The following is a 20,421-nucleotide window of genomic DNA, read 5'->3' on the forward strand; positions in this document are numbered from 1 at the left end:
TCTGGTTTTTATGAGAACCGTGGCCTATGGGAACTCCCGTGAAAATCGTGTTATTTGCTTCTATTCCTGGCTTCGGCAATGATCTGGTGTACTTCATCCGGGAGGTAAACGAACTCCCTTCCACAGCAGTGGCAGCTTACTGATATTTTTTTCTGCTCCTCAAGAATTTTCTCCAGTTCTTCGGGGGGCATGCACACGAGACTTTCCCTGAAATGAGCTTTGGAGCAGACGCACCTGAAGCTGATGGATTTTGGAGGGAAGGTGTTGACGGATTCCTGGTGGAAAAGCCGATATAGGACATCATTGCTGTCGAGAGACAGGATTTCTCCTTCTGTCATGCTGTCAGCAAGAGTGGCAATGTGGGTAAAGTCGCTGTTCAGCTTTTCTGTATTTTCAGTCGGAAGCTTCTGAATGAGCATTCCTGCTGCCTTTTCTCTGTCCGGGTCAGAATAGATCCATATTCGGGTTTCTATTTGGACTGACTGCCGGTAATAGTCCTCAATGCACTCGTTGAGATTGTCATGTGAGAGATCGATGATGCCCTGATACTGGGTTCCGGACTCGGGAATAATGGTAATTGTCAGAACTGGATTTTTCCCTAAAAGTCTGCTCCAGTGACAAATCCCGTCCACATCTCCATCCAGGGAGGCCAGACCACGGGTTTCCTGATTGTCATTACTGTTAATGTACGCATAGACAAGGGACCCGTTTCCGCGAAGCTGAAGCATAATGCTTCCCTGAAACTTTACTGTTTCTGTCATGAGGGCAATGGCAATCTGCATCTCACCAAGAAGCTTCCGGATGTTGCGCGGGTATGAATGATCCGCAACCAGTTCCCGGAACGCCTTGTCGGTTTGTGCTATTTCACCGCGGATATCCATTTCGTTGAAAATGAAGCGTTTAATTGTGTCAAAACTCTTTGATGCTGTACCAGCCGTCATGATGCTGTCCCTGTAATATTTTTTGTATTAGGTTAAATGTTCGGAGAGTGCTTAAAACTGATAAGCGCTCTGCGTTCCTTCTTGTTGGGTTTGTCGTCAGGATGTGGAGCCAGAAGGGCGTTTAAACGGTGGAGTTCGCTGTTTCTTTCGCGTTTTATTTTGCTTTCGCTGGTTTCTTCATAGAGAAGGTGAGCTAATGAGGGCTGGCGTCTTACATCGCTTATTCCCCTGACGATGATATCAAGTTCGTTGAATCCCTGGCGCAGAGAAATTTTTGCACCGATTTCCACAATACGGCAAGGCTTGACATGTGCTCCGTTATAGTGAACTTTTCCGCCGTCAATCATGTCTCTGGCTATGGAACGGGTTCTGTAGAACCTTGCAGCCCATAGCCATTTGTCGAGCCGGACTTGCTCAGAATTATCATCCATGAGGTCTCCTGAAACTTCAGTCTGAGTGCTAAAATCAGTTCGCGTATTATAATACGGTTTAGGGCGGAAGAGGATTGTTATGTGAATGGGCGGAACTGGCTCGCGAATGATCTGATTTCGGTTCCGGAAGCCAGTAATCTTCAGCAAATTATGAGAAACCTTGAAAATTTATGAAAAACTCTTTGCATGAAAAGCTTCTATTGATGGACAATTGCGGGGTTTAGTTATTTTGCTCTCTTTGTGAGATATATTACATGTCGTCTTTTTTCGATAAAGCCATTAACAGAGTACGTGGCGGTTTCTCGCGTATTACAAAAAAGAAGAGCGGTTCAGAGTATGCGGCTGTGTCCGGGCAGGCTGTTGCCAGAACAGAGGCTGCATCTCCTCAGGAGCAGGAAATGCTGGAGAGGGCGCGTAATCGCTACTATACGAAGATTTCCGGATACCTCTTTTATATCCTTTCGTTTATCGTCTGTTATGAAGCGGCAGCCTATTTCTGGTACAAAATTCCTTCGGTGAATTCTTCTTTGGCCGGACTGTCCGCAGCAGAGCTGAAGGCGATAAGAGAGCAGAACCGTAATATTGATGTAACGGCTCTGCCGCTTTTTGGCGTCAGGCCTGTGGAAAATTCTCAGGCTTCGCAGGCCGGGAACCAGCAGCCCTCCGGTCCTGTTTCCAAGCTGGATGTTAAAATCACCGGAATCTCTGCCAGTAATGATCCTCAAAAGGGATCAGTGGCAGTAATTAACAAGTCCCATGAGGAATCCTACGGTGTAGGGGACAAGATTGAGGGAACCCAGGCGGTTGTGTCGCAGATTCTGGCGGACCGTATTATTGTCAAAAACGGCGGTCGTGATGAAACTATAATAATGCCTGCAGACAACTATCAGTCTTCTGATCAAAGACCTTCGGGAGATTTTCAGAAGACTAAGCCTGAGAATCATGCAGCAGCCAAGTCTGACGTTAAACAGGTCAGAACCGAATTGCTTTCCAATCCTGGAAATCTTTTTAAGTACCTCAGCATAAAACCGGCTATGAAGGATGGCAAGCCCGCAGGTTATGAGCTCAATCCTGGTTCGGAGGGAAAGATGTTTCTTGATGCCGGTCTGAAACCAGGAGACATTGCTGTGGAGATGAATGGCTACGATTTGACTGATACTAATCAGGCAATGCAGGTTATGGGACAGATTCAGGACATGACAGAAATAACACTGGTAGTGGATCGTAACGGGGATCGCCAGACTGTTACGCTGAATCTGAATTGATTTTATTAGGTTACGGGGAAGGTGTGATTATCTTTTCCGTTTTCGAAACATAATGCTTAGAGATTACCGTCTCATTCAGGATGAAATCCTGACTATATGAACTGTGCCTTGTCAGGCTATTAAGGGGATCATATGAACACCAAGAAATTTTTCGGCAAATCCTGCTGTGCTCTGGCTTTGTCAGCTGCACTTCTAGGAGGATCTCTCAATATTGAGGCCGCTGAATTTTCTGCCAGTTTTAAGGGTACGGACATAAACGAATTTATTAATACTGTTGGAAGAAATCTCAATATGACGTTTATTATTGATCCGGCCGTAAAGGGAAAGATAAACGTCAGAAGCTATGATTTGCTTAATGAGGAGCAGTATTATCAGTTTTTCCTCAGCGTTTTGGCCGTATATGGTTATGCTGTGGTTCCCACCGATACCGGAGTGTACAAGGTGGTTCGTTCTGCTGTGGCCAAAACAGCCGGTGTTCCGGTTTCCGAGGATGGAGCTATAGGTGATGAAATGGTCACTAGGGTAGTTCCGGTAAAAAACGTTAATGTTCGGGAGCTTGCCCCGCTTCTGAGAGGTCTCATTGACAATCAGGGGTCCGGAAACGTAGTACATTACGAACCGTCAAATGTACTGCTTATTACTGGCAGAGCAAATGTGGTGAACCGTCTGGTGGAAATTGTTAACAGAGTTGACAAGGCAGGAAATCAGGAGGTTCAGATAGTCAAGCTGAAACACGCTTCTGCCACAGAGGTGGTCAGGGTGGTGCTGTCGCTCATTAAAGATGACAAGGGCAATAGTGCTACATCTCCGTTGATGACCCCGAAGCTGGTGGCAGATGAAAGAACCAATTCGGTGGTGGTTTCTGGAGAGCCGATTGCCAGGCAGCGTGTTATCACCATGATAAATCAGCTGGATATGGAGCAGGCTGCTTCAGGAAATACCAGAGTGTTTTATTTGCGTTATGCCAAAGCGAAGGAGGTTTTGGAGACCCTTAATGGTGTCAGCAAATCTCTGACTGGTGATGAAGGCAAGGCTTCTAATGGTGCCACGGCATCGAAGATTAATATCTATGCCAATGAAGCCACCAATTCCATTATTGTGAATGCAGAGCCCAACTATATCAAGCAGATTGAGGAAATTGTCAGAAAACTTGATATCAGAAGAGCTCAGGTTCTGGTTGAGGCTATTATAGTTGAGGTTAATGATGAGACAGCCGCACAGCTGGGTATTCAGTGGGGAAATACCAGCGGAGGAATTGTCCAGGGACCTTCGGATGTTTCTCAGGCGCCGGTTTCAGGAATGTTTACATCCGATGACGTAGGTCTGACCAATATAGCAGGTAAAATCAACGGGGCTGGCCTAGGCTTTTATCACGGAAACTGGTTCGGCCTTTTGACAATGATGCAGAGCAATGCCAAGAATGATGTGCTTTCCACTCCGAGCATTGTGGCTCTTGACAATGAAGAGGCCGAGTTTAACGTGGGTCAGGAGGTTCCTGTTAAGACCGGAACGCAGACTTCCACTGACTCCAGTTATCGTTACGATACTATTGAAAGAAAGACAGTTGGTACCAAGCTCAAGTTTACTCCCCAGATTAATGAGGGAGATAGTGTGCTGCTGACTTTGGAGCAGGAGGTGTCAAGTGTTGCCTCCACAGCCAATACCACGAACGGCGAAACCTTTGATGTGCGTACCATCAAGAACAGCGTGCTGGTTAAGAGCGGTGAAACTGTTGTACTGGGCGGCCTTATGAATCATACCACTGTTGAGACTGTCTATAAGGTTCCGCTTTTGGGCGATATTCCCATTATCGGTGAGCTCTTCAAGCAGACATCCAGTTCATACAAGAAGCGCAATCTAATGGTTTTCATTCACCCGATTATTATCAGAGATGATGAAACCTTTGCTAGCATTTCCGGTGGCAAGTACAACATGTTCCGTGATGAACAAATTAAGCGTAACAAGGAAGGACTCAGACTTCTACCAATAAGACTAAGTACTCCCGTGCTGCCGGCATTGGATTCCACCATTGTGATTGCTCCTGACACCGTTCAGGAGGTCTCTACTGACAGCAGTGCGGTGTCCGGAATTTAGGAGGTTTCATGTCTGAAGAAAAAAGACCCCTGGATGACGAACAGGAGGAAACCGCTCTTGTGGAAGAACTTCCGGCTGAGGAAGAGTCTGAAACACCTCCCACCCCGGAAGAAGAGGCACTGCAGAGAGTACAATCCGTAGTTCCTTTGGAGGACAGGGCAAAACTCCCTTTTTCATATGCCAGAGCTAATGGCATACTTCTCAGGACTGAGAACGGGAAGGCCGTTCTTTACTGCAAGGAAAAGCCTGCCATGGCCTCCCTTATGGAGGTGCGCCGTCTGGTACAGGCAAATTTCAGCGTAGAAATTGTTGAAGCCGATAAATATGACGATCTGTTTACCGACACCTATCAGCACGACAATTCCGAGGCGCAGCAGATTGCCAGTGATATGGGAGATGATGTGGAGGATCTCAGCCTTGCCGATGATTTAAACAAGGCCGATCTTCTTGATAACAGCGAAAATTCTCCGATGGTGCGGTTTATAAACGCCATGCTGGCGCAGGCTGTAAAGGAAGAGGCTTCGGATATTCATGTGGAGCCCTATGAGAACAGTCTGGAAATTCGTTTCCGGGTGGATGGGGTGCTACATGAGAACATTTCTCTTGAAAGAAAATTCACTCCTTACCTGATATCCCGTATAAAGGTTATGGCCAAACTGGATATTTCTGAGAAGAGAATTCCCCAGGACGGTCGTATTTCGCTGACGGTTGGCGGAAAGCAGGTCGATGTCCGTGTTTCCACCATGCCAACATCCTATGGCGAACGCATAGTTATGCGTCTTTTAGACAAGAACAGTGTCCGGCTGGATCTTAATGACCTTGGCATGACACCGAAAATCTGTGAGGATTTTATGAGAATCATTCATATGCCTCATGGAATAATACTGGTGACCGGACCTACTGGTTCCGGTAAGTCTACCACCCTTTACGCCGGCATTTCTTCCATCAATACCAAGGATATCAATATCCTGACGGTGGAGGATCCTGTGGAGTATGATCTTGAGGGAATCGGCCAGACTCCGGTTAATCCCAAGGTTGACATGACTTTTGCCAGAGCTCTCCGGGCGATTTTGCGTCAGGATCCTGATGTTGTTATGATAGGAGAAATCCGCGATCATGAAACTGCTGAAATAGCTGTTCAGGCCTCCCTTACCGGACACCTGGTGCTGTCAACCTTGCATACCAATACTGCGGTGGGGGCTATTACTCGTCTCAAGGACATGGGAATTGAGCCTTTTCTTCTTTCAACGTCCCTGCTGGGTGTTTTATCTCAAAGACTTATCCGTACACTTTGCAAGCACTGCAAGCAGCCGGTGGAGACAACCCCCAGGGAAATGCAGATCATGGGGCTTGATAAGCCTCAGGTCATCTACAAGGCTGTGGGCTGTCCCGAGTGCAATAATTCGGGATACAAGGGTCGTTCCGGAATTCATGAGCTGGTTATCGTAAATGATGATGTGAGACAGGCCATTCACGGAGAAGACGGCGAGCTGGGGATCGAACGGGTAGTTCGTCCTACGACCCCTTCCATTCGCGATGACGGTATTGCAAAGGTTCTTGCGGGTATTACCACTATTGAAGAAGTTCTCAGAGTTACCAGCGGAGATTAATAATGGCTTCCTATCAGTATGTGGCCGTAAACGGATCCGGAAAACAGAAACGCGGCAAGATTGATGCGGATTCACCTAAAGCTGCTCGTTCAAAGGTCAGAGAGCTGGGACTGATGCCTGTCAGCATAAGCGAGATTTCGGCTCAGGCTATCTCGAGCGGAAAGGGCAGGGGGGATTCCGGAGAAGAAAAGTTTTCGTTTTCCAGACTGTTTCAGCCCAGTATGAGCAGTTCTTCGCTTACCCTGATTACACGCCAGATTTCCACATTAGTATCATCGGCAATGCCTATTGAAGAATCTCTCAGAGCGGTATCCCAGCAATGTGATAATCCCAAGCATGCAGCTATTATTTCCGGGGTTCGGGAGAAAGTGCTGGAGGGGCATTCACTGGCTGATGCTATGAGGAAATACCCCCGGGTGTTTGATGACCTCTATACGGCCATGGTTGCTGCCGGAGAAAAATCAGGACATCTGGATGAAGTGCTGGAGCGTCTGGCTGACTATACAGAAAGCAAGCAGGAACTGAAAGGAAAGATTGCCCAGGCACTGATTTATCCGGTGATGCTTACTTTGGTGGCTGTTTCGGTGGTGGGCCTTTTACTGTCATCTGTTGTCCCCAAGGTGGTGGAGCAGTTTGTTCATATGAAGGCAACACTCCCTAAATCAACACAGATACTTATGGCTATGTCGGATTTTGTGAAGAATTACGGCATCATGATTGTCCTGGCTGCTGGGGTTCTGGTAACAGTGTTTATGGTCCTGATGAAAAAGCGGACTTTCAGAGAGAAGGTGCATGCTGTGATTTTGCGTCTTCCTGTGATTGGCAAGGTTAGCAGGTCTCTTAATACTGCACGTTATGCTCAGACTCTCAGTATTCTTCACTCAAGTGCGGTGCCCCTGATTGAAGGAATGCATATCAGTAGTGATACCCTTACAAATGTTATTGCCAAGGAGAGACTGAATCAGGCTGCTGAAAGTGTTCGAGAGGGTAAAGGTCTTGGCAGGTCGCTTCAGGAGACCCGCCTTTTTACTCCGATGATGCTGCATATGATTTCATCCGGAGAGAAGAGCGGCGAACTTGACAATATGCTTGGCAGGGCTGCCGTTAACCAGTCTAACGAGTTTAAGCGCAATGTAACCATGGCTCTTTCTATTTTTGAGCCGCTATTGATAATTTCCATGGCAGGAATTGTTTTATTTATCGTAATTTCCATACTGCAGCCCTTAATGCAGATGAACAGTATGGTTAAAGGTTAGTTCAGGAGAATTTATGAAAAGAACTCAGGGTTTTACCCTTCTTGAAATCATGGTGGTTATCGTCATTCTTGGCCTTCTGGCCGGACTGGTGGTGCCGAACGTCATGTCCAGCCTTGACGAGGCGAATACCCAGAAGGTGGTAAGCGATATTAATGCCTATGAAAGCTCTCTTAAACAGTATTTTATGGATGCCAAGAGCTATCCGACAACTGATCAGGGACTGGATGCGCTGGTGACTAAGCCAACATCGGCTCCAATCCCCAAGAAATACCGTTCTGATGGCTATATGGATAAGCTTGCTAACGATCCGTGGAACTCTCCCTACTATTATAAGAGGCCTTCTGATCATGGTCAGAAGCATTATGATATTTTCAGTGCTGGCCCGGATGGAGAACCGGGAACCTGCGATGATATTGGAAACTGGAATGTTGATAATCCGCCAGCATCTGACTGTGCCAACAACTGATTCCGGCTCTGTTAAAATTTGTTTAAAGCCGGTTCAGACTGGCTTTTCAGAGGAACATGATGCATAAGCTTGCCGGTTTTACTTTGCTTGAAGTCCTGATGGTTCTGCTGATCATGGGACTGATGGTTTCTGTGGCGACCTCGGCTCTTCCCGGGGGAGGAACTTTGGAAGGCACCGCTGATGAGCAAGCCGACAAGCTTATACTTATTATGGAAGAAATCTCTGACCGTGCTGCTATGGAGGGGCGGATAATTGGCCTCCATGTCAATGAGCATGGATACAGTTTTATGATTCAGGCCCGGACTTCTTCTGGCCAGCCTACTAATCTCAGTCTTAAGGATGAGCTTATGCGAACATACTGGGATCAGCTTTCGTGGGTTTCCTATGATGCCGAGGATGTAGCAGTGAAGCGTGATTTTGATGAAGGTGTGTCGGTAACACTTGACGTTGGTGGTTTAGCTGTTGAAACTGCGGATTCCATGGCAGAAACCAAACTCGAGACGGTTGATTTTAAGGCTGATGCCCGGGATGTAAAAAAAAGAGAGCTACCTCAGATTTTGTTCTACCCCACCGGTGAAGTTACGCCATTCAGAATTAATTTTCTGGTGTCGGACGGCTCTTTAGATCCGCACATTCCGGTAATGATAATCGGAGAGGAGATTGGAAATTTCAGACGTTTTGATCCGGAGAGTGATCGCCTGTGAGACGTTATTTTAGAAATAATCATGGTATGACTCTTCTGGAGGTTCTGGTGGCTCTGGCAGTGTTTGCTCTGGCAGGCGGGGCTGTTATTACCACTGTTTCCAACTCTATTAATGGGATAAACGGGCTTGAAGAAAGCTACTTCTCCCAGATGGTTGCTGATAATGTTATTGCTGAATTCAAGCTGACTCGGAGATGGCCCAATAATAGCTGGGTTACCAATAAGATTGAGTTTGCCGGCAGGACCTGGTATTACCGTTATCGTGGCCAGTCCACACAGGATGTGAATTTCAAGGCATTGGAAGTTGAGGTTTTTGTTGATTCTCATGTTAACACCAGTACTCCCGTAGCAATACTGAAAACATATCTGTACAGGTAGAGAGAGGATATCGCGCTGTATGAGAAAATCCGGCTTTACCCTTATTGAGGTTCTTGTTTCGATTATGATAATGGGGGTGATCGCCCATGGAACCTATGCTCTGATGTCCACTACTTTTACGGCAAGTCAGACCGTGGAGGAAGATACTGCCGCTTTTCATGCCTTTCATAAGGCTATGAATATTTTAAATCAGGATTTTGTGCAGATGGTGCCGCGAGTTGCCCGTATGGACGGCTCTCCCTCCAGAACCATAATTCAGGTCGGGGAAAATATGTTTCAGTCTGAAGGTACCGGTATTAGCTTTATGAGAGGAGGAGCTCTCACCCCTGGAGCTGAGCTGCCCCGGGGTGAGGTTATGAGAGTATGGTATCGTGTTAAGAACGGGCAGCTGGAACGGGCGGTGTATCCATATCCCGACACTGTTATTGGATATGAGCCGCAGTTTTATCCCTTGCTTAAGGGGGTTAAGAATTTCAGAGTGTTCTTTTACCGGCAGGGCAGCTGGTCTCAGGGCTGGATTGACAGGGTAAAGATTTCTTCGGGGGTCAAGGTTGAGTTTGAGTCCGAGGTTTATGGCAAGATATCCCGGGTATTCTATATTCCGGCGGGGGATGTATGATGGGATGCAGACTGTCGGGCGCCCTTAAAAGAAAACGCGGGGTGGCGCTTATTATGGTTCTGGTGGCCGTAGCCATAATGGTTATGTCGGCGGCAGTAATCACAGTTCGTTTTAACCGAGTTTTTTTTGTTACCAGAAATGCCCTGGATTATCAGAGAGCTTCCTGGTACGTGGACGGTATAGAAGGCATCATCAGAAAGTACATGATTGATGACTTTAGAAAAACAAAAGGCAAGGTTTATAAAGGTATGACCTGGGCTCAGCCGAATCAGGTGGTTCCTCTGGATGAAGCTGTAATCGCCGGTGATGTTCATGATGAACAGGCCTGTCTGAACATAAACGGACTTCTGAAGGAGGTAACTCCGGATCACGAGACTCCGGAAGAACGCGATAATATCGACAGCCGTCTTCTGAATGGCCGTTTTCCAGTACTGGTGTTTCGGGAACTGCTTGTAAATATGGGGGCCGATGAAACTCAGGCTGAAACAGTTTCTGACTCAGTGGTGGACTGGCTCGATGCCGACAGTGTTATGGTTTCAGCCTATGGCGCCGAAGATGAGTTTTATGCTGCCGGAAAAATGCCTCATGTAACTGCCAACGGACGTTTCTATGAAAAGTCCGAGCTCAGATATATCCATGGCATGACGCCGGAACTGTACCGGAGGATTGAGCCCATGATTTGCGCACTTCCTACTGATGATTTTGTTGTCAGCATAAACATGCTCAGCTACAGGCAGGCGCCGCTCCTTCAGGCCATGCTTATGGGGCAGATATCCCTGGAGGAGGCAGTGGACCTTCTTAGAACCGGAATCCCTGAATACGGCTGGGATTCCTATGCCGGTTTTCTCAGGGAGGAAACCATAAATAATGCTGTTCAGTCAATGAACGGGCTGCGGGGACGTTTGCAGAAAATTATCACTACCAATTCAAGTTATTTTGTGGCAAATGTAGTTGTACAGTTTGATGATGAGAAATTTGCCTTCAGATCCAGATTTTACCGGGACGGGGATACCAGCCTGAAGGTGTACCAGCGTCTCAGAGGAGAGCTTCATGAGTGAGTATTTGTTTTTAAGACCGACCCTGATAGATCCCAGAAGCTATCTCTGGTTTTCGTACGACGATACCAGCCACAATGTTCTGGCCACAGGAACTGTTAATACCCTGGAAGAGCTTAAGGATGTCGGCGGTGATTCTCCTGATCGGCCGGTGGTGATTCTTTATCCTGTATCTTCACTGAAATTTAAAAAGGTCACCTATCCTGGAAAGCTAAAAAAGCATGTCTATGAACCGGTACTTTATCAGATTGAGGATGAGTTTGCCGAAGATATAGATAATTTTAAGGCCCATATGATGGCCCGAAGCGGCAAGGATTATGAATTTCTTATTTTCAGAAGGAATGAATTTACGGATCTTGAACAGGCTCTCAAGGGATTGGGATTTACGGTAACAACTATTGTTCCCGATGCACTTACCCTTCCAGAACCGGTTCTTAATTCTCCTGTAAAGGACAAAAATGAAGATAATTCAAAAGAAATATATATCCTTAATATTGGGGATGAATGGATTGTTCGAGACGGTGTTAATTCCGGTGTTTCAGTTCCGGCGGACTGGCTTTCCGAATATGTGACAGATCTTCCCGAGGGTGTTTCTGCGGTATCGCTGAGCGTGATTCCCGATGAACTCCGGGAAAGGGTCCGGGAGGAGCTTACCGATTCTCCTCTTGCCAGGATGGCAGAAGGAGCCATTCACAACAAGGTCAATATGTCCAGCTACCAGCGAAAGCGCAACATTCAGTTCAAGTTTATGACTTCCTGGGTGAAGGTAGTGGTAATGGGACTTGTTTTTGTTACTCTCTGGAACATGAACATGAATATGCGCATAAGTTCTGTTATCAGGGAAACCCAGGAATACCGCAATCAGCAAAGAAGTCTGTTCAGCCAGATTATGGGCGGCAGCGGACGGGTAAATGATCCGGTTTCCCGGATGAAGGAAATTCTCAGTAATTCCTCCCCCATCGGAACAGATGAAGGATTCATTGATCTTGTTAAGCTGGTATCCGGAAGAATCCTGAATAAAAAAGGAATCGAGCTTGTTAATATGAAGTTCGAGCGTTCCAGGAGAGTGTTTGTCATCCAGTTCCTTGCTGATTCCGGAACGAATATCGACAGTTTTGTGTCGGGATTCAGCCCTGAATTTACTGGAAATATCATTGACAAGAAGCCAAGCCGCGAGAGACAGCTGGTGTCAGTTCAGCTAAAGAGGAGAACGAAATAATGAAGGATCGTTTGCTCAGTTACTACCGCAGCAGAACCTATCGGGAAAAGATGGTGCTGGGACTTCTTCTGGCAATGATAATTCTGATGGTGTTTTTTTCACTGCTCATTTACCCTAAGGTAAGAGATGTCAGGAAGGCGGAAATGGCTTTGGAGGGAGCGAAGAGCGGTTACAGCTTTCTGCTTACCAATGCTTCCCGGGTAACGCCTGGCAGTCAGGGGGTGGTGAATTCTTCCACCAGCGTCCGTGCCGCGGCTGATAATCTTTTGCGTACGGCCAAGATTACCCGGTATAAATTGCGGGCTCAGGGAGATAACAAGGCGGATGTGGAAATTGAATCAGCAGTACCGTTTTCCGGCATTATTCAGGCTCTCAGCAAGCTGGAAAGTGACTACGGCATTACCGTGGATGACATTTCCATCGACAAGCAGGGCGATGGTCTGGTATATGTATCGCGTCTTAGCCTGATACGTCTTACCGGGGAGGAAGAATAAATGATTAAGAGGATTGTATTCCGGACACTGTTCATTATCTTCTTTTTTATATTTTTTGTGCTTTATTTGGCACCAGCTAATAAGCTTTTTGCTTTTGTCAGTCTGCCTAAAGATATCAAGGTATATGATGTCAGAGGAAGTCTCTGGAAAGGCAAGATTTCGACGATGGATGCCTCAAATATCCGTATTAACAATATCAATTGGAAGCTGAACTTTTTCACAGTGCTTTTTACCAAAGGTCTGTCTTTAAAGGTGAATGATCCCCGTCTGGTCAGAGGAAGTATGGGGGTAAATGCCTTTTCTCTTGCCGATAACCCGCATTTCAGTTCCATTCAGCTTAACGGAGATCTTGAAAATATTGTCCCTCTGATTGACAAGAATCTTCCATTCAGCCTTACTGGAAATGTCGGAACTGATATTTCGGATCTTGTTATCAGCAATAAGGGAACTCTGGTAAATATAAAAGGTTCTGCAGTGGCCCGAAATGTTATCCTGACCACTCCTTTTTTGCCTGATGTTTCCGTGGATCTGGGCAAAATCGAATTATCGGTGCAGGGTAATCAGAAGAGTGTTGTCCTGAAAATCGATCAGAATTCTGAGATGCTGCGGTTTACCGGCAAGCTGGAATTATCTGAAAACATGTCGGCCTATAATCTTACTGGAAATCTTAAACCCAAGGGTGATATGCCTTCTCAGCTGGCAATGTTCATGGGAACTATCGGAACTCCAAATGCGGAGGGCAGTATTCCGGTAAGTTTTCAGGGTAAATTTTGATTATGAGTCGTGATCTTGTGCTTCCCGAGATTACCGGGGTTAGGGATGTTGCCAGAAGCCGGCTTTTTCGGATTGAGGAGGTGGGGCTCTGTTTTTCCAACGGTACCCAGGTTCGCTATGAGAGAATTCCCGGGGGAAACGGGGCTGTTATGGTTATTCCCTTTGACGGCAAGAGCTTTATGTTCACAAGAGAATACTGCGTCGGCACTGAATCTTATGAACTTGGCTTTGTAAAGGGGAAGATCGATAGCGGTGAATCCCCAGAAGAAGCCGCTCTGCGTGAGCTTCAGGAGGAAATAGGCTTCGGGGCCCGCAAACTTACCCATCTCCGTACTATTACCTTTGCTCCGGGGTTTATGGGGCTTATGATGTATATTTTTATGGCCGAGGATCTCTATCCTTCCAGACTTACCGGTGACGAGCCAGAGGAGATTCAGGTCTTTCCATACAGTGTTTCTGAAACCAGAGATCTGGTTCTTAATCCCGATTCGCCGCTTCGCGAAAGCCGTTGCATAACCGGATTGGTCCATGCTTTAACAATTGTTAACAAATATCCCCTTGTTTAACATTTAGTTTTACTTCCGTTAACTGATCCGACGCCTGCGGATCTTTTGTTTCATAGCGTTTCACACATTTACCCTCCTCATTGTTCTAAAATGTAAAAAAAATGTTAAAATTGTGACTGAACTAAATTTTTCAAAATTTCGGAATGCTATAATCAAAGCTAGTCAGCTTTATTGAAAGCGTTGTCAATTTTCAGAAATGATTTAGATTTGAGCTGTCATTGTTGCCTACGAACGGAGTGTGCAAATGAAACTTATTAGAAACAGGCGAATGCTGCTGGCCGCTGCAGTATCCGCCATAATGTTTTCCGGTTCAGCCTATGCTGCGAACTATGAAGAGGAAATGATTATCGTTCATCCATTTCAGTGGAGCTATGATAGTATCGCCAAGGAATGTACCGAATTTCTCGGACCTGCCGGATATGACGGTGTGCAGATTTCCCAGCCTGCCGAGCATATAAATCGTTCTGATGTCTGGTGGGCAGTATATCAGCCGATTAGCTTTACCAGTTTTACTACCATGACAGGTAATGAACAGCAGCTGAAGAATATGATTAAAGCCTGTAATAAAGCTGGTGTTAAGGTGTTTGCCGATGCTGTTTTCAATCAGAGAGGTTCAGATTCCGGCACCGGAATCGGGGGAACCGGGTATGGTTACAAGAACTATAATGACGGCTTTGACGGCAGTGATTTCCATGGAGACTGCTCAATTACTGGTTATACTAATGCCGATATTGTAAGAAACTGCGCTCTTTCCGGTATGCCTGACACAGCTACCGATAATCCTAGCACTCAGTACAAGATAGCCCAGTACCTGGCTCGTCTGATGGATATGGGCGTCTACGGCTTCCGTATCGATGCTGCCAAGCACATGGGGTACAATGATATTAATGCCATTCTTGGAAAGACCAAGGAAATTACTGGAAGACGACCTCCTGCATATTTGGAAGTAATCGGCGCCCCTAATGAAGCTGCAGATATACAGCCAGACAAGTATACCTTCATTGAAAATGCGGTGGTAACTGATTTTGGCTATGTATGGGATGTTAAGCAGAGCTTTGGCAGCGGAAATTACGGTAAGGCTCTTGAGCTGAGCACCTGGCTTGGTGACAATGCCGAAGTTTTTGTTAATAATCATGACGACGAGTGGGGGCGTGCTTCGGCAGGCTCTTCCTCTATGAAGACTCAGAACAATCCTGATTACGATCTGGCCCAGTCCTGGCTGGTGGTATGGCCGGTGGGCAAAGTTCGTCAGGTTTATTCCGGCTTTAAGTTTGATGTAAAGGATAGTGACGGCAGTCGCGTTAGCGATCAGACGCATGATCAGGGTGGCCCTATCAGTTCTCCGCGCTGCGAGGGCGGCTGGCTGTGTCAGCACAGAAATCCTATTGTACTCCAGGCAGCCCGTTTTGCCAGAGCTACCAGAGGCCAGAAGGTAACCAGTAAGGGCTTTGATAACGGAGCTCTCTGGATTAACCGCGGGAGCAAGGGGTTCTATGTAATGAACACCACCGACAGCGAATTTGAGAGAGAATTCAATGTTGAAGTTCCGGATGGCACCTATAAGAACATTCTGAGCAGCAACGATTCCAGCAAATGGTCAGATATCACCGTAAGCGGTGGCAAGGCAAAGATTAAGGTAGGTGGCAAGAGTGCCGCCGCCATCTGTGTAGGTGAATTTTGCGGCAAGGCTATAGATCCTTGTGTTTCGGATCCTAATAGTGCAGGCTGTCTGTGTAAGGATGATTCTGACAAATTTACCTGTTCTGCCTACTGCAATACCCACGGTTTCGATTCTGTGGAGTGCTCCTGCAAGGGACAGTCTCTGGTTAACGGAGTCTGCACCTCCTACTGCTCCGAGAATCTTGAAGCTGATGGCTGTCACTGTCTTATGAATCCGGATGCTGATGACTGCCAGAGCAGTTATGAGGCCACCCACGGCAAGCTTTGCTACGCCGGTTCCTCCAACGGCTGGACTCATGACCCTATGACCTTTAACAAGCGTACCGGCATGTGGACCATTGATCTGGTGCTGACCGGTGAGGGCGAAAAGTCCGGATCTAAACAGCGTTTCAAGATTACTGATGGCTGTGACTGGATAAAAGGTAAGATTTACGGTGTGGGGTCAGGCAATAAGCTGGCTCTTAATGAGGCAGACAATTCTGACGTGGATATCAGCTCTTACGTCGGCGAGTATACTCTCAGCATTCGCGATTCCGATATGAGCTATACTCTTACCGAAAAGCAGGCTGCTCCCGATGTTACCGCCGCCTTTACTGCTTCCGTGAAGAATCTGACTGTAACTATTGCCAACAGCTCCTCAGGTTCCAATCTGTCTTATAAATGGGATTTCGGTGATGGCAAGACCTCCACCGATAAGGCTCCTTCTCATACCTATGAAAAGTCCGGCACCTATACCATCAAGCTTACTGTGAAGAGCGGTTCTGCCTCAGCAACTCAGAGCAAGAAGGTAACTGTTTCCTCCGGCAGCACCGTAGGTACCATAACCAAGGTAGCAATCAGATCCTCCGAAGATGGTTTTGGCACCACCATGATGCAGAAGGGATCCGGAAATGTATGGACTATTGAAAACTATCAGTTCAGTACTGACGGCAAGTTCAAGATTGAAGCTCTTAACGGATCTCAGTGCATTATTCTCGGTGGTAAGAATGGCGAGTCGCTCACTGCCGCTGGCGGATTTGTCCCGGTTTCCAAGGGTGTTTATGATATTACCTTTAATTCCGACACCATGATGCTTACGGTTAAGGAGCATGCGGTAACTCCGGATCCTGAGCCGGATCCTGAACCGTCAGACAATACCAAGAAAAACTGTGATGCTGATTCCTCTACCACCAACTGTGAGAAGGGGGCCTATACCCATCAGACTCTCGGTGCTACCTACTACAAGGATCGTACGGTATTCCGGCTTTGGTCTCCTGATTCCAGTAATGTGTCAGTTGACGTAAAAGGCAAGACCTACAGCATGACTAAGGCCAGCCTTGATGGTTATTCCGATGTTTACGAGGTTACAGTGCAGGGTGATCTCGACGGAGTTCCCTATCAGTTTAAGGTCAACGGCAATGCAGTGCGTGACCCGTACGGCAAGATGGTGGTTCCCGCCAGTTACAACGTGAATGGCAAGTCTGTTACTGCCACTGATAACAGAAATGTGGTTATGAATATGCGTGCCACCGATCTTGCTAACGGCTGGGCCAAGCGTCCTGTTCTCACCAACCGTGAGGATGCCATCATTTACGAGGCTCATGTCAGGGACTTCACCGTTGATCCTTCATCCGGTGTTGACGCCGATAAGAGAGGCCGTTATCTTGGTATGGTACAGACCGGAACCACCAATAACGGGATGAAGACCGGTATTGATCACCTTAAGGAACTTGGGGTAACTCACGTACAACTTCTGCCGGTATACGATTACGGTACCTGCTCTGATGTGGATTCCCAGGATGACTCCTGCTACAACTGGGGTTATGATCCGGTGAACTTCAATGTTCCTGAAGACCGTTATACTTCTGTTCATAAGTCAGAGAACTACAAGCAGAAGGTTAAGGAATTCAAGACCATGGTTGATGAGTTCCATAAGAACGGTATCCGTGTAATTATGGATGTGGTCTACAATCACACCTATAATCACGAAATGTTCCAGAACATCACCGGAAAATACTACACCTCAGTAGATCTTTCCGGCTGTGGCAACTCCGTTGATGCCAAGAATGATATGGTAAGCCGTTTCATCAGAGATTCACTGGAGTATTGGGCTACCGAGTACAACATTGACGGCTTCCGTTTTGACCTGGTGGGAATATTTGACGTAGAGGACTTCCGTTCCTGGGGCAAGTATCTGAACGAAACCTATCCGGACAGAAACTTCCTCATGTATGGTGAACCCTGGAATGGCTATGCTACTGATCCCAGTGAGGGCACTCGTGTCAGAATGGGATCTATTAAGAAGGCTGCCGATGCTCATGTTGGCGTGTTTAACGGAAAATACCGTGAGTGTGTCAAGGGTGCGAGTGACGAGGCTGCCGGCGGCTTTATGTTTAACAAACAGTACCATGATCTAGGAGCCGGTGCCAGTACCAATTTTGACTGTGTAACTGCAGGCATGAAGGGTGCTATCGGTGATAATGACAATCCTTGGACTCCGTTCTTTGCTGCGGATCCGGAGCAGTCCATTAACTACCTCACCGCTCATGACAACCTTAACCTGACGGATAAGATTAAGAAGTATGGTGCTACCGGTGACTATGCCTCCAGACTTCAGGCCTACGGTAATGGTCTCATGCTGGTGAGTCAGGGTATTCCGTTCATTCACTCCGGTGAAGAATTCTCCAGAACCAAGAACATGAATGGAAACTCCTATAATACTCCGGGCGATGTGAATAACGTCAAGTGGGGTCTCAAGAAGACTAATGCTGCCGTGTTCAATTACTATCGCGATATGATTGCCATGAGAAAGGCTCACCCGGCCTTCAGAATGACCACTAAGAGTCAGATCGAAGAAAATGTTACCGCCACCTGGCTGGCTGACAATGCCTTCCAGTATGACATTAATGGTTCTGCAGTAGGTGACTCCTGGAAGAAGATCCGGGTAGTTGTCAATAGCGGCAATCCCGTTGATGTTTCCGGAGTTGACGGCTGGAAGAAGAAGGTTGATGGTGTAACGGTTAATGCCGATGGAACGTCCGGTTCCAATAAAGCTGACGGTACTGCTGTAACTATCTGGTATCAGAACTAAGAGTCTCGCCGGGCTCCGGAGAGATCCGGAGCTCCTACACGAATAATGAGGTTTAATAAAAATGTTAAAATTTAATAAACTTACGGTAGCGATGCTTTCCGCTATTGCCCTGACAGCCTGCGGAGGCGGCGGCGGTTCCGATTCTAACGAAGATAATCCTAATCCGAATCCGGATTCTGCTGTTCAGAGCTATGTTTTTCCGGTACAGGTAAATACTCAGACCAATTCGGTTCGTGGTGGTAATTCCGGTGCTGCTGGTCTGGTGCAGAGTCTTGATGAGGTCGAGTCTCAGGGCAGTGATGACAGTCTGGTGGTATGTATTGATACCAACGATGATGACAGCTGTCTTGGTGAATCTGTAACGGCTCCAGTTAATCAGTCTGGTATTGCAGAGCTTAAATGGACCAGTAGAGATCTGGTTTCCTTTACTGGTATGAAAATCATCTCCGTGCAGAGCAACGGATCCGTCATGCAGTTCAAGCTGGCGGATTTCCCGGAGCCTACTCTTGTCAACAATGTATACTCCTTCAAGAAGCTGTTTTTGAATCCGCTTTCCAGTACGCAGTCCCGTATTGGCAGTGTCAAGGCCTTCAAGGACCTTATTGGAGACACTTCAACCGCTGTTCAGGATTTTGCTACGGCGGATCCGGCTAACTTTGATGACAGCTACAAGGCCTTACTGGATATCCTTTATCAGGAAGGCATGACCTACAATAAGGTTATCAAAGCTAACGGTATTGAGCATACAATTTCCGGAAATTACGAGAAGATTACAGCGTATCTTCGTAATAATACCAATGAAGGTGCCAGGCTTACTCTGGTAACCGAGGTTATGAAGGCCATCGCCAAAGGTGAGGCGGATCCGTTCGCCAATCTTGGAAATGGCGTGGTTTCACCTGATAACCATATTCCGACGGCTGATTTCAGCTACTCAGCAGACGGGCTTACTGTTACTTTTACCAGCACCTCCACAGATCCTGATGAGGATATTCTGGAATATACCTGGAATTTTGGTGACGGTTCAGCAGTGGTTAGCGATGAGCATCCGGTTCATACCTATGCCAAGCCTGGCAGTTATGATGTAAGTCTGATGGTCTCAGACGGGGCTCTCTCGAATTATATCAGTCAGACTGTCAAGGTAACTGCTGGCGGTGATAACCCTGTTGCTGAAAATACCCCTCCGGTAGCCAGCTTCAGTTATAAGACCAACCAGCTGAAGGTTACCTTCACCAATTCTTCTTCTGATGCTGACGGTGATCTGCTGACTTCGGTGTGGAACTTCGGAGATGGCAATAAGGTGCTTGCTAAGAATGATTCAAGTTTTACCTATACCTTTGCCAAGGCTGGTACCTACAAGGTAACGCTGACAGTTGATGATGGAGTGGATTCGCATACTGTAAGTCAGGAAGTAACTGTCAAATCATCTGGTGGTAATACTCCGGTGGATCCGGATGATCCGACGAATCACGCTCCGGCAGCAGCTTTTGATGCGGCAAGTAACGGTCTAACGGTTTCTCTTACCAATGCATCCACTGATGAGGATAATGACAATCTTACCTACATGTGGGATTTCGGTGACGGTGCTACTTCAACTGACGCAAGCCCGACCCATACCTACAAAAAGGCAGGTACCTACAAGATTGTTCTTACGGTGAGTGACGGAAAGGCAAGCAGGGATACTTCCAGAACTGTTGAGGTTAAGGTTCCTGATCCTGATGATCCTGAGGCTCTGAAGTGTACTCTTGACTAGTAAAGTCTGAGTTTTAAAGTTATGAAGGCCACCTTTTGGGTGGCCTTTTT

The 20,421-nt window shown here is 46.9% G+C and carries 17 protein-coding genes; 15 read left to right on the forward strand and 2 right to left on the reverse strand.

Features of this window, described 5'->3' with window-relative positions; translation table 11 throughout:
- Window positions 1-50: 50 nt before the first annotated feature.
- Together hslO and hslR are read right to left on the reverse strand one after the other, a co-directional pair.
- Window positions 51-941: an Hsp33 family molecular chaperone HslO gene (gene hslO, locus F557_RS0102675; protein ID WP_019000712.1), complete on the reverse strand. Its 891-nt coding sequence runs from the start codon at window positions 939-941 to the stop codon at window positions 51-53.
- Between the two features lie 32 nt (window positions 942-973).
- Window positions 974-1,372: a ribosome-associated heat shock protein Hsp15 gene (gene hslR / locus F557_RS0102680; RefSeq protein ID WP_019000713.1), complete on the reverse strand. Its 399-nt coding sequence runs from the start codon at window positions 1,370-1,372 to the stop codon at window positions 974-976.
- Between the two features lie 254 nt (window positions 1,373-1,626).
- Between hslR and gspC the strand changes: the two genes are divergently transcribed.
- From gspC to F557_RS18560, 15 genes are all read left to right on the forward strand, one after another.
- A complete protein-coding gene (gspC, locus tag F557_RS18550) occupies window positions 1,627-2,637 on the forward strand; it encodes a type II secretion system protein GspC (protein WP_019000714.1) in 1,011 nt (336 codons plus the stop codon).
- A gap of 132 nt (window positions 2,638-2,769) precedes the next feature.
- Complete coding sequence (gspD, locus tag F557_RS0102690) at window positions 2,770-4,731, forward strand: type II secretion system secretin GspD (RefSeq protein WP_019000715.1); 1,962 nt, start codon at window positions 2,770-2,772, stop codon at window positions 4,729-4,731.
- 8 nt (window positions 4,732-4,739) lie between these two features.
- Entirely contained in the window at window positions 4,740-6,341 is a 1,602-nt protein-coding gene (gene gspE / locus F557_RS0102695) for a type II secretion system ATPase GspE (protein ID WP_019000716.1), read from the forward strand.
- Between the two features lie 2 nt (window positions 6,342-6,343).
- On the forward strand, window positions 6,344-7,597 hold the full coding sequence (gene gspF / locus F557_RS0102700) for a type II secretion system inner membrane protein GspF (RefSeq protein ID WP_019000717.1): 1,254 nt from the start codon (window positions 6,344-6,346) through the stop codon (window positions 7,595-7,597).
- Window positions 7,598-7,610: 13 nt separating this feature from the next.
- Window positions 7,611-8,063 carry a type II secretion system major pseudopilin GspG gene (gspG, locus tag F557_RS0102705; protein ID WP_019000718.1) on the forward strand — a complete coding sequence of 151 codons (453 nt, stop codon included), beginning with the start codon at window positions 7,611-7,613 and terminating at the stop codon, window positions 8,061-8,063.
- 59 nt (window positions 8,064-8,122) lie between these two features.
- Window positions 8,123-8,767 carry a type II secretion system minor pseudopilin GspH gene (gspH, locus tag F557_RS0102710; protein WP_019000719.1) on the forward strand — a complete coding sequence of 215 codons (645 nt, stop codon included), beginning with the start codon at window positions 8,123-8,125 and terminating at the stop codon, window positions 8,765-8,767.
- On the forward strand, window positions 8,764-9,144 hold the full coding sequence (gspI, locus tag F557_RS0102715; protein WP_019000720.1) for a type II secretion system minor pseudopilin GspI: 381 nt from the start codon (window positions 8,764-8,766) through the stop codon (window positions 9,142-9,144). The genes gspH and gspI overlap by 4 nt, the downstream gene beginning before the upstream one ends.
- Window positions 9,145-9,163: 19 nt before the next feature.
- Complete coding sequence (gene gspJ, locus F557_RS0102720) at window positions 9,164-9,763, forward strand: type II secretion system minor pseudopilin GspJ (RefSeq protein WP_019000721.1); 600 nt, start codon at window positions 9,164-9,166, stop codon at window positions 9,761-9,763.
- Window positions 9,760-10,821 carry a type II secretion system minor pseudopilin GspK gene (gene gspK, locus F557_RS0102725; RefSeq protein ID WP_019000722.1) on the forward strand — a complete coding sequence of 354 codons (1,062 nt, stop codon included), beginning with the start codon at window positions 9,760-9,762 and terminating at the stop codon, window positions 10,819-10,821. Before gspJ ends, gspK begins: the two co-directional genes overlap by 4 nt.
- Window positions 10,814-12,037 (forward strand): type II secretion system protein GspL, encoded by a 1,224-nt coding sequence (gene gspL, locus F557_RS0102730; protein ID WP_019000723.1) that lies wholly within the window; start codon window positions 10,814-10,816, stop codon window positions 12,035-12,037. Before gspK ends, gspL begins: the two co-directional genes overlap by 8 nt.
- Window positions 12,037-12,531: a type II secretion system protein GspM gene (gspM, locus tag F557_RS0102735; RefSeq protein ID WP_019000724.1), complete on the forward strand. Its 495-nt coding sequence runs from the start codon at window positions 12,037-12,039 to the stop codon at window positions 12,529-12,531. Before gspL ends, gspM begins: the two co-directional genes overlap by 1 nt.
- Window positions 12,532-13,305: a type II secretion system protein N gene (locus F557_RS0102740; RefSeq protein ID WP_019000725.1), complete on the forward strand. Its 774-nt coding sequence runs from the start codon at window positions 12,532-12,534 to the stop codon at window positions 13,303-13,305.
- Between the two features lie 2 nt (window positions 13,306-13,307).
- Window positions 13,308-13,871 (forward strand): ADP compounds hydrolase NudE, encoded by a 564-nt coding sequence (gene nudE, locus F557_RS0102745; RefSeq protein WP_019000726.1) that lies wholly within the window; start codon window positions 13,308-13,310, stop codon window positions 13,869-13,871.
- A gap of 244 nt (window positions 13,872-14,115) precedes the next feature.
- Window positions 14,116-18,621, forward strand: coding sequence for an alpha-amylase family glycosyl hydrolase (locus F557_RS23450; RefSeq protein ID WP_084761397.1), 4,506 nt, complete (start codon window positions 14,116-14,118; stop codon window positions 18,619-18,621).
- A 61-nt stretch (window positions 18,622-18,682) separates the two neighbouring features.
- On the forward strand, window positions 18,683-20,371 hold the full coding sequence (locus tag F557_RS18560; protein ID WP_019000728.1) for a PKD domain-containing protein: 1,689 nt from the start codon (window positions 18,683-18,685) through the stop codon (window positions 20,369-20,371).
- The last annotated feature ends 50 nt before the right edge of the window (window positions 20,372-20,421 follow it).

This window comes from Succinimonas amylolytica DSM 2873, assembly GCF_000378405.1.
Taxonomy (GTDB): Bacteria; Pseudomonadota; Gammaproteobacteria; order Enterobacterales; family Succinivibrionaceae; genus Succinimonas; species Succinimonas amylolytica.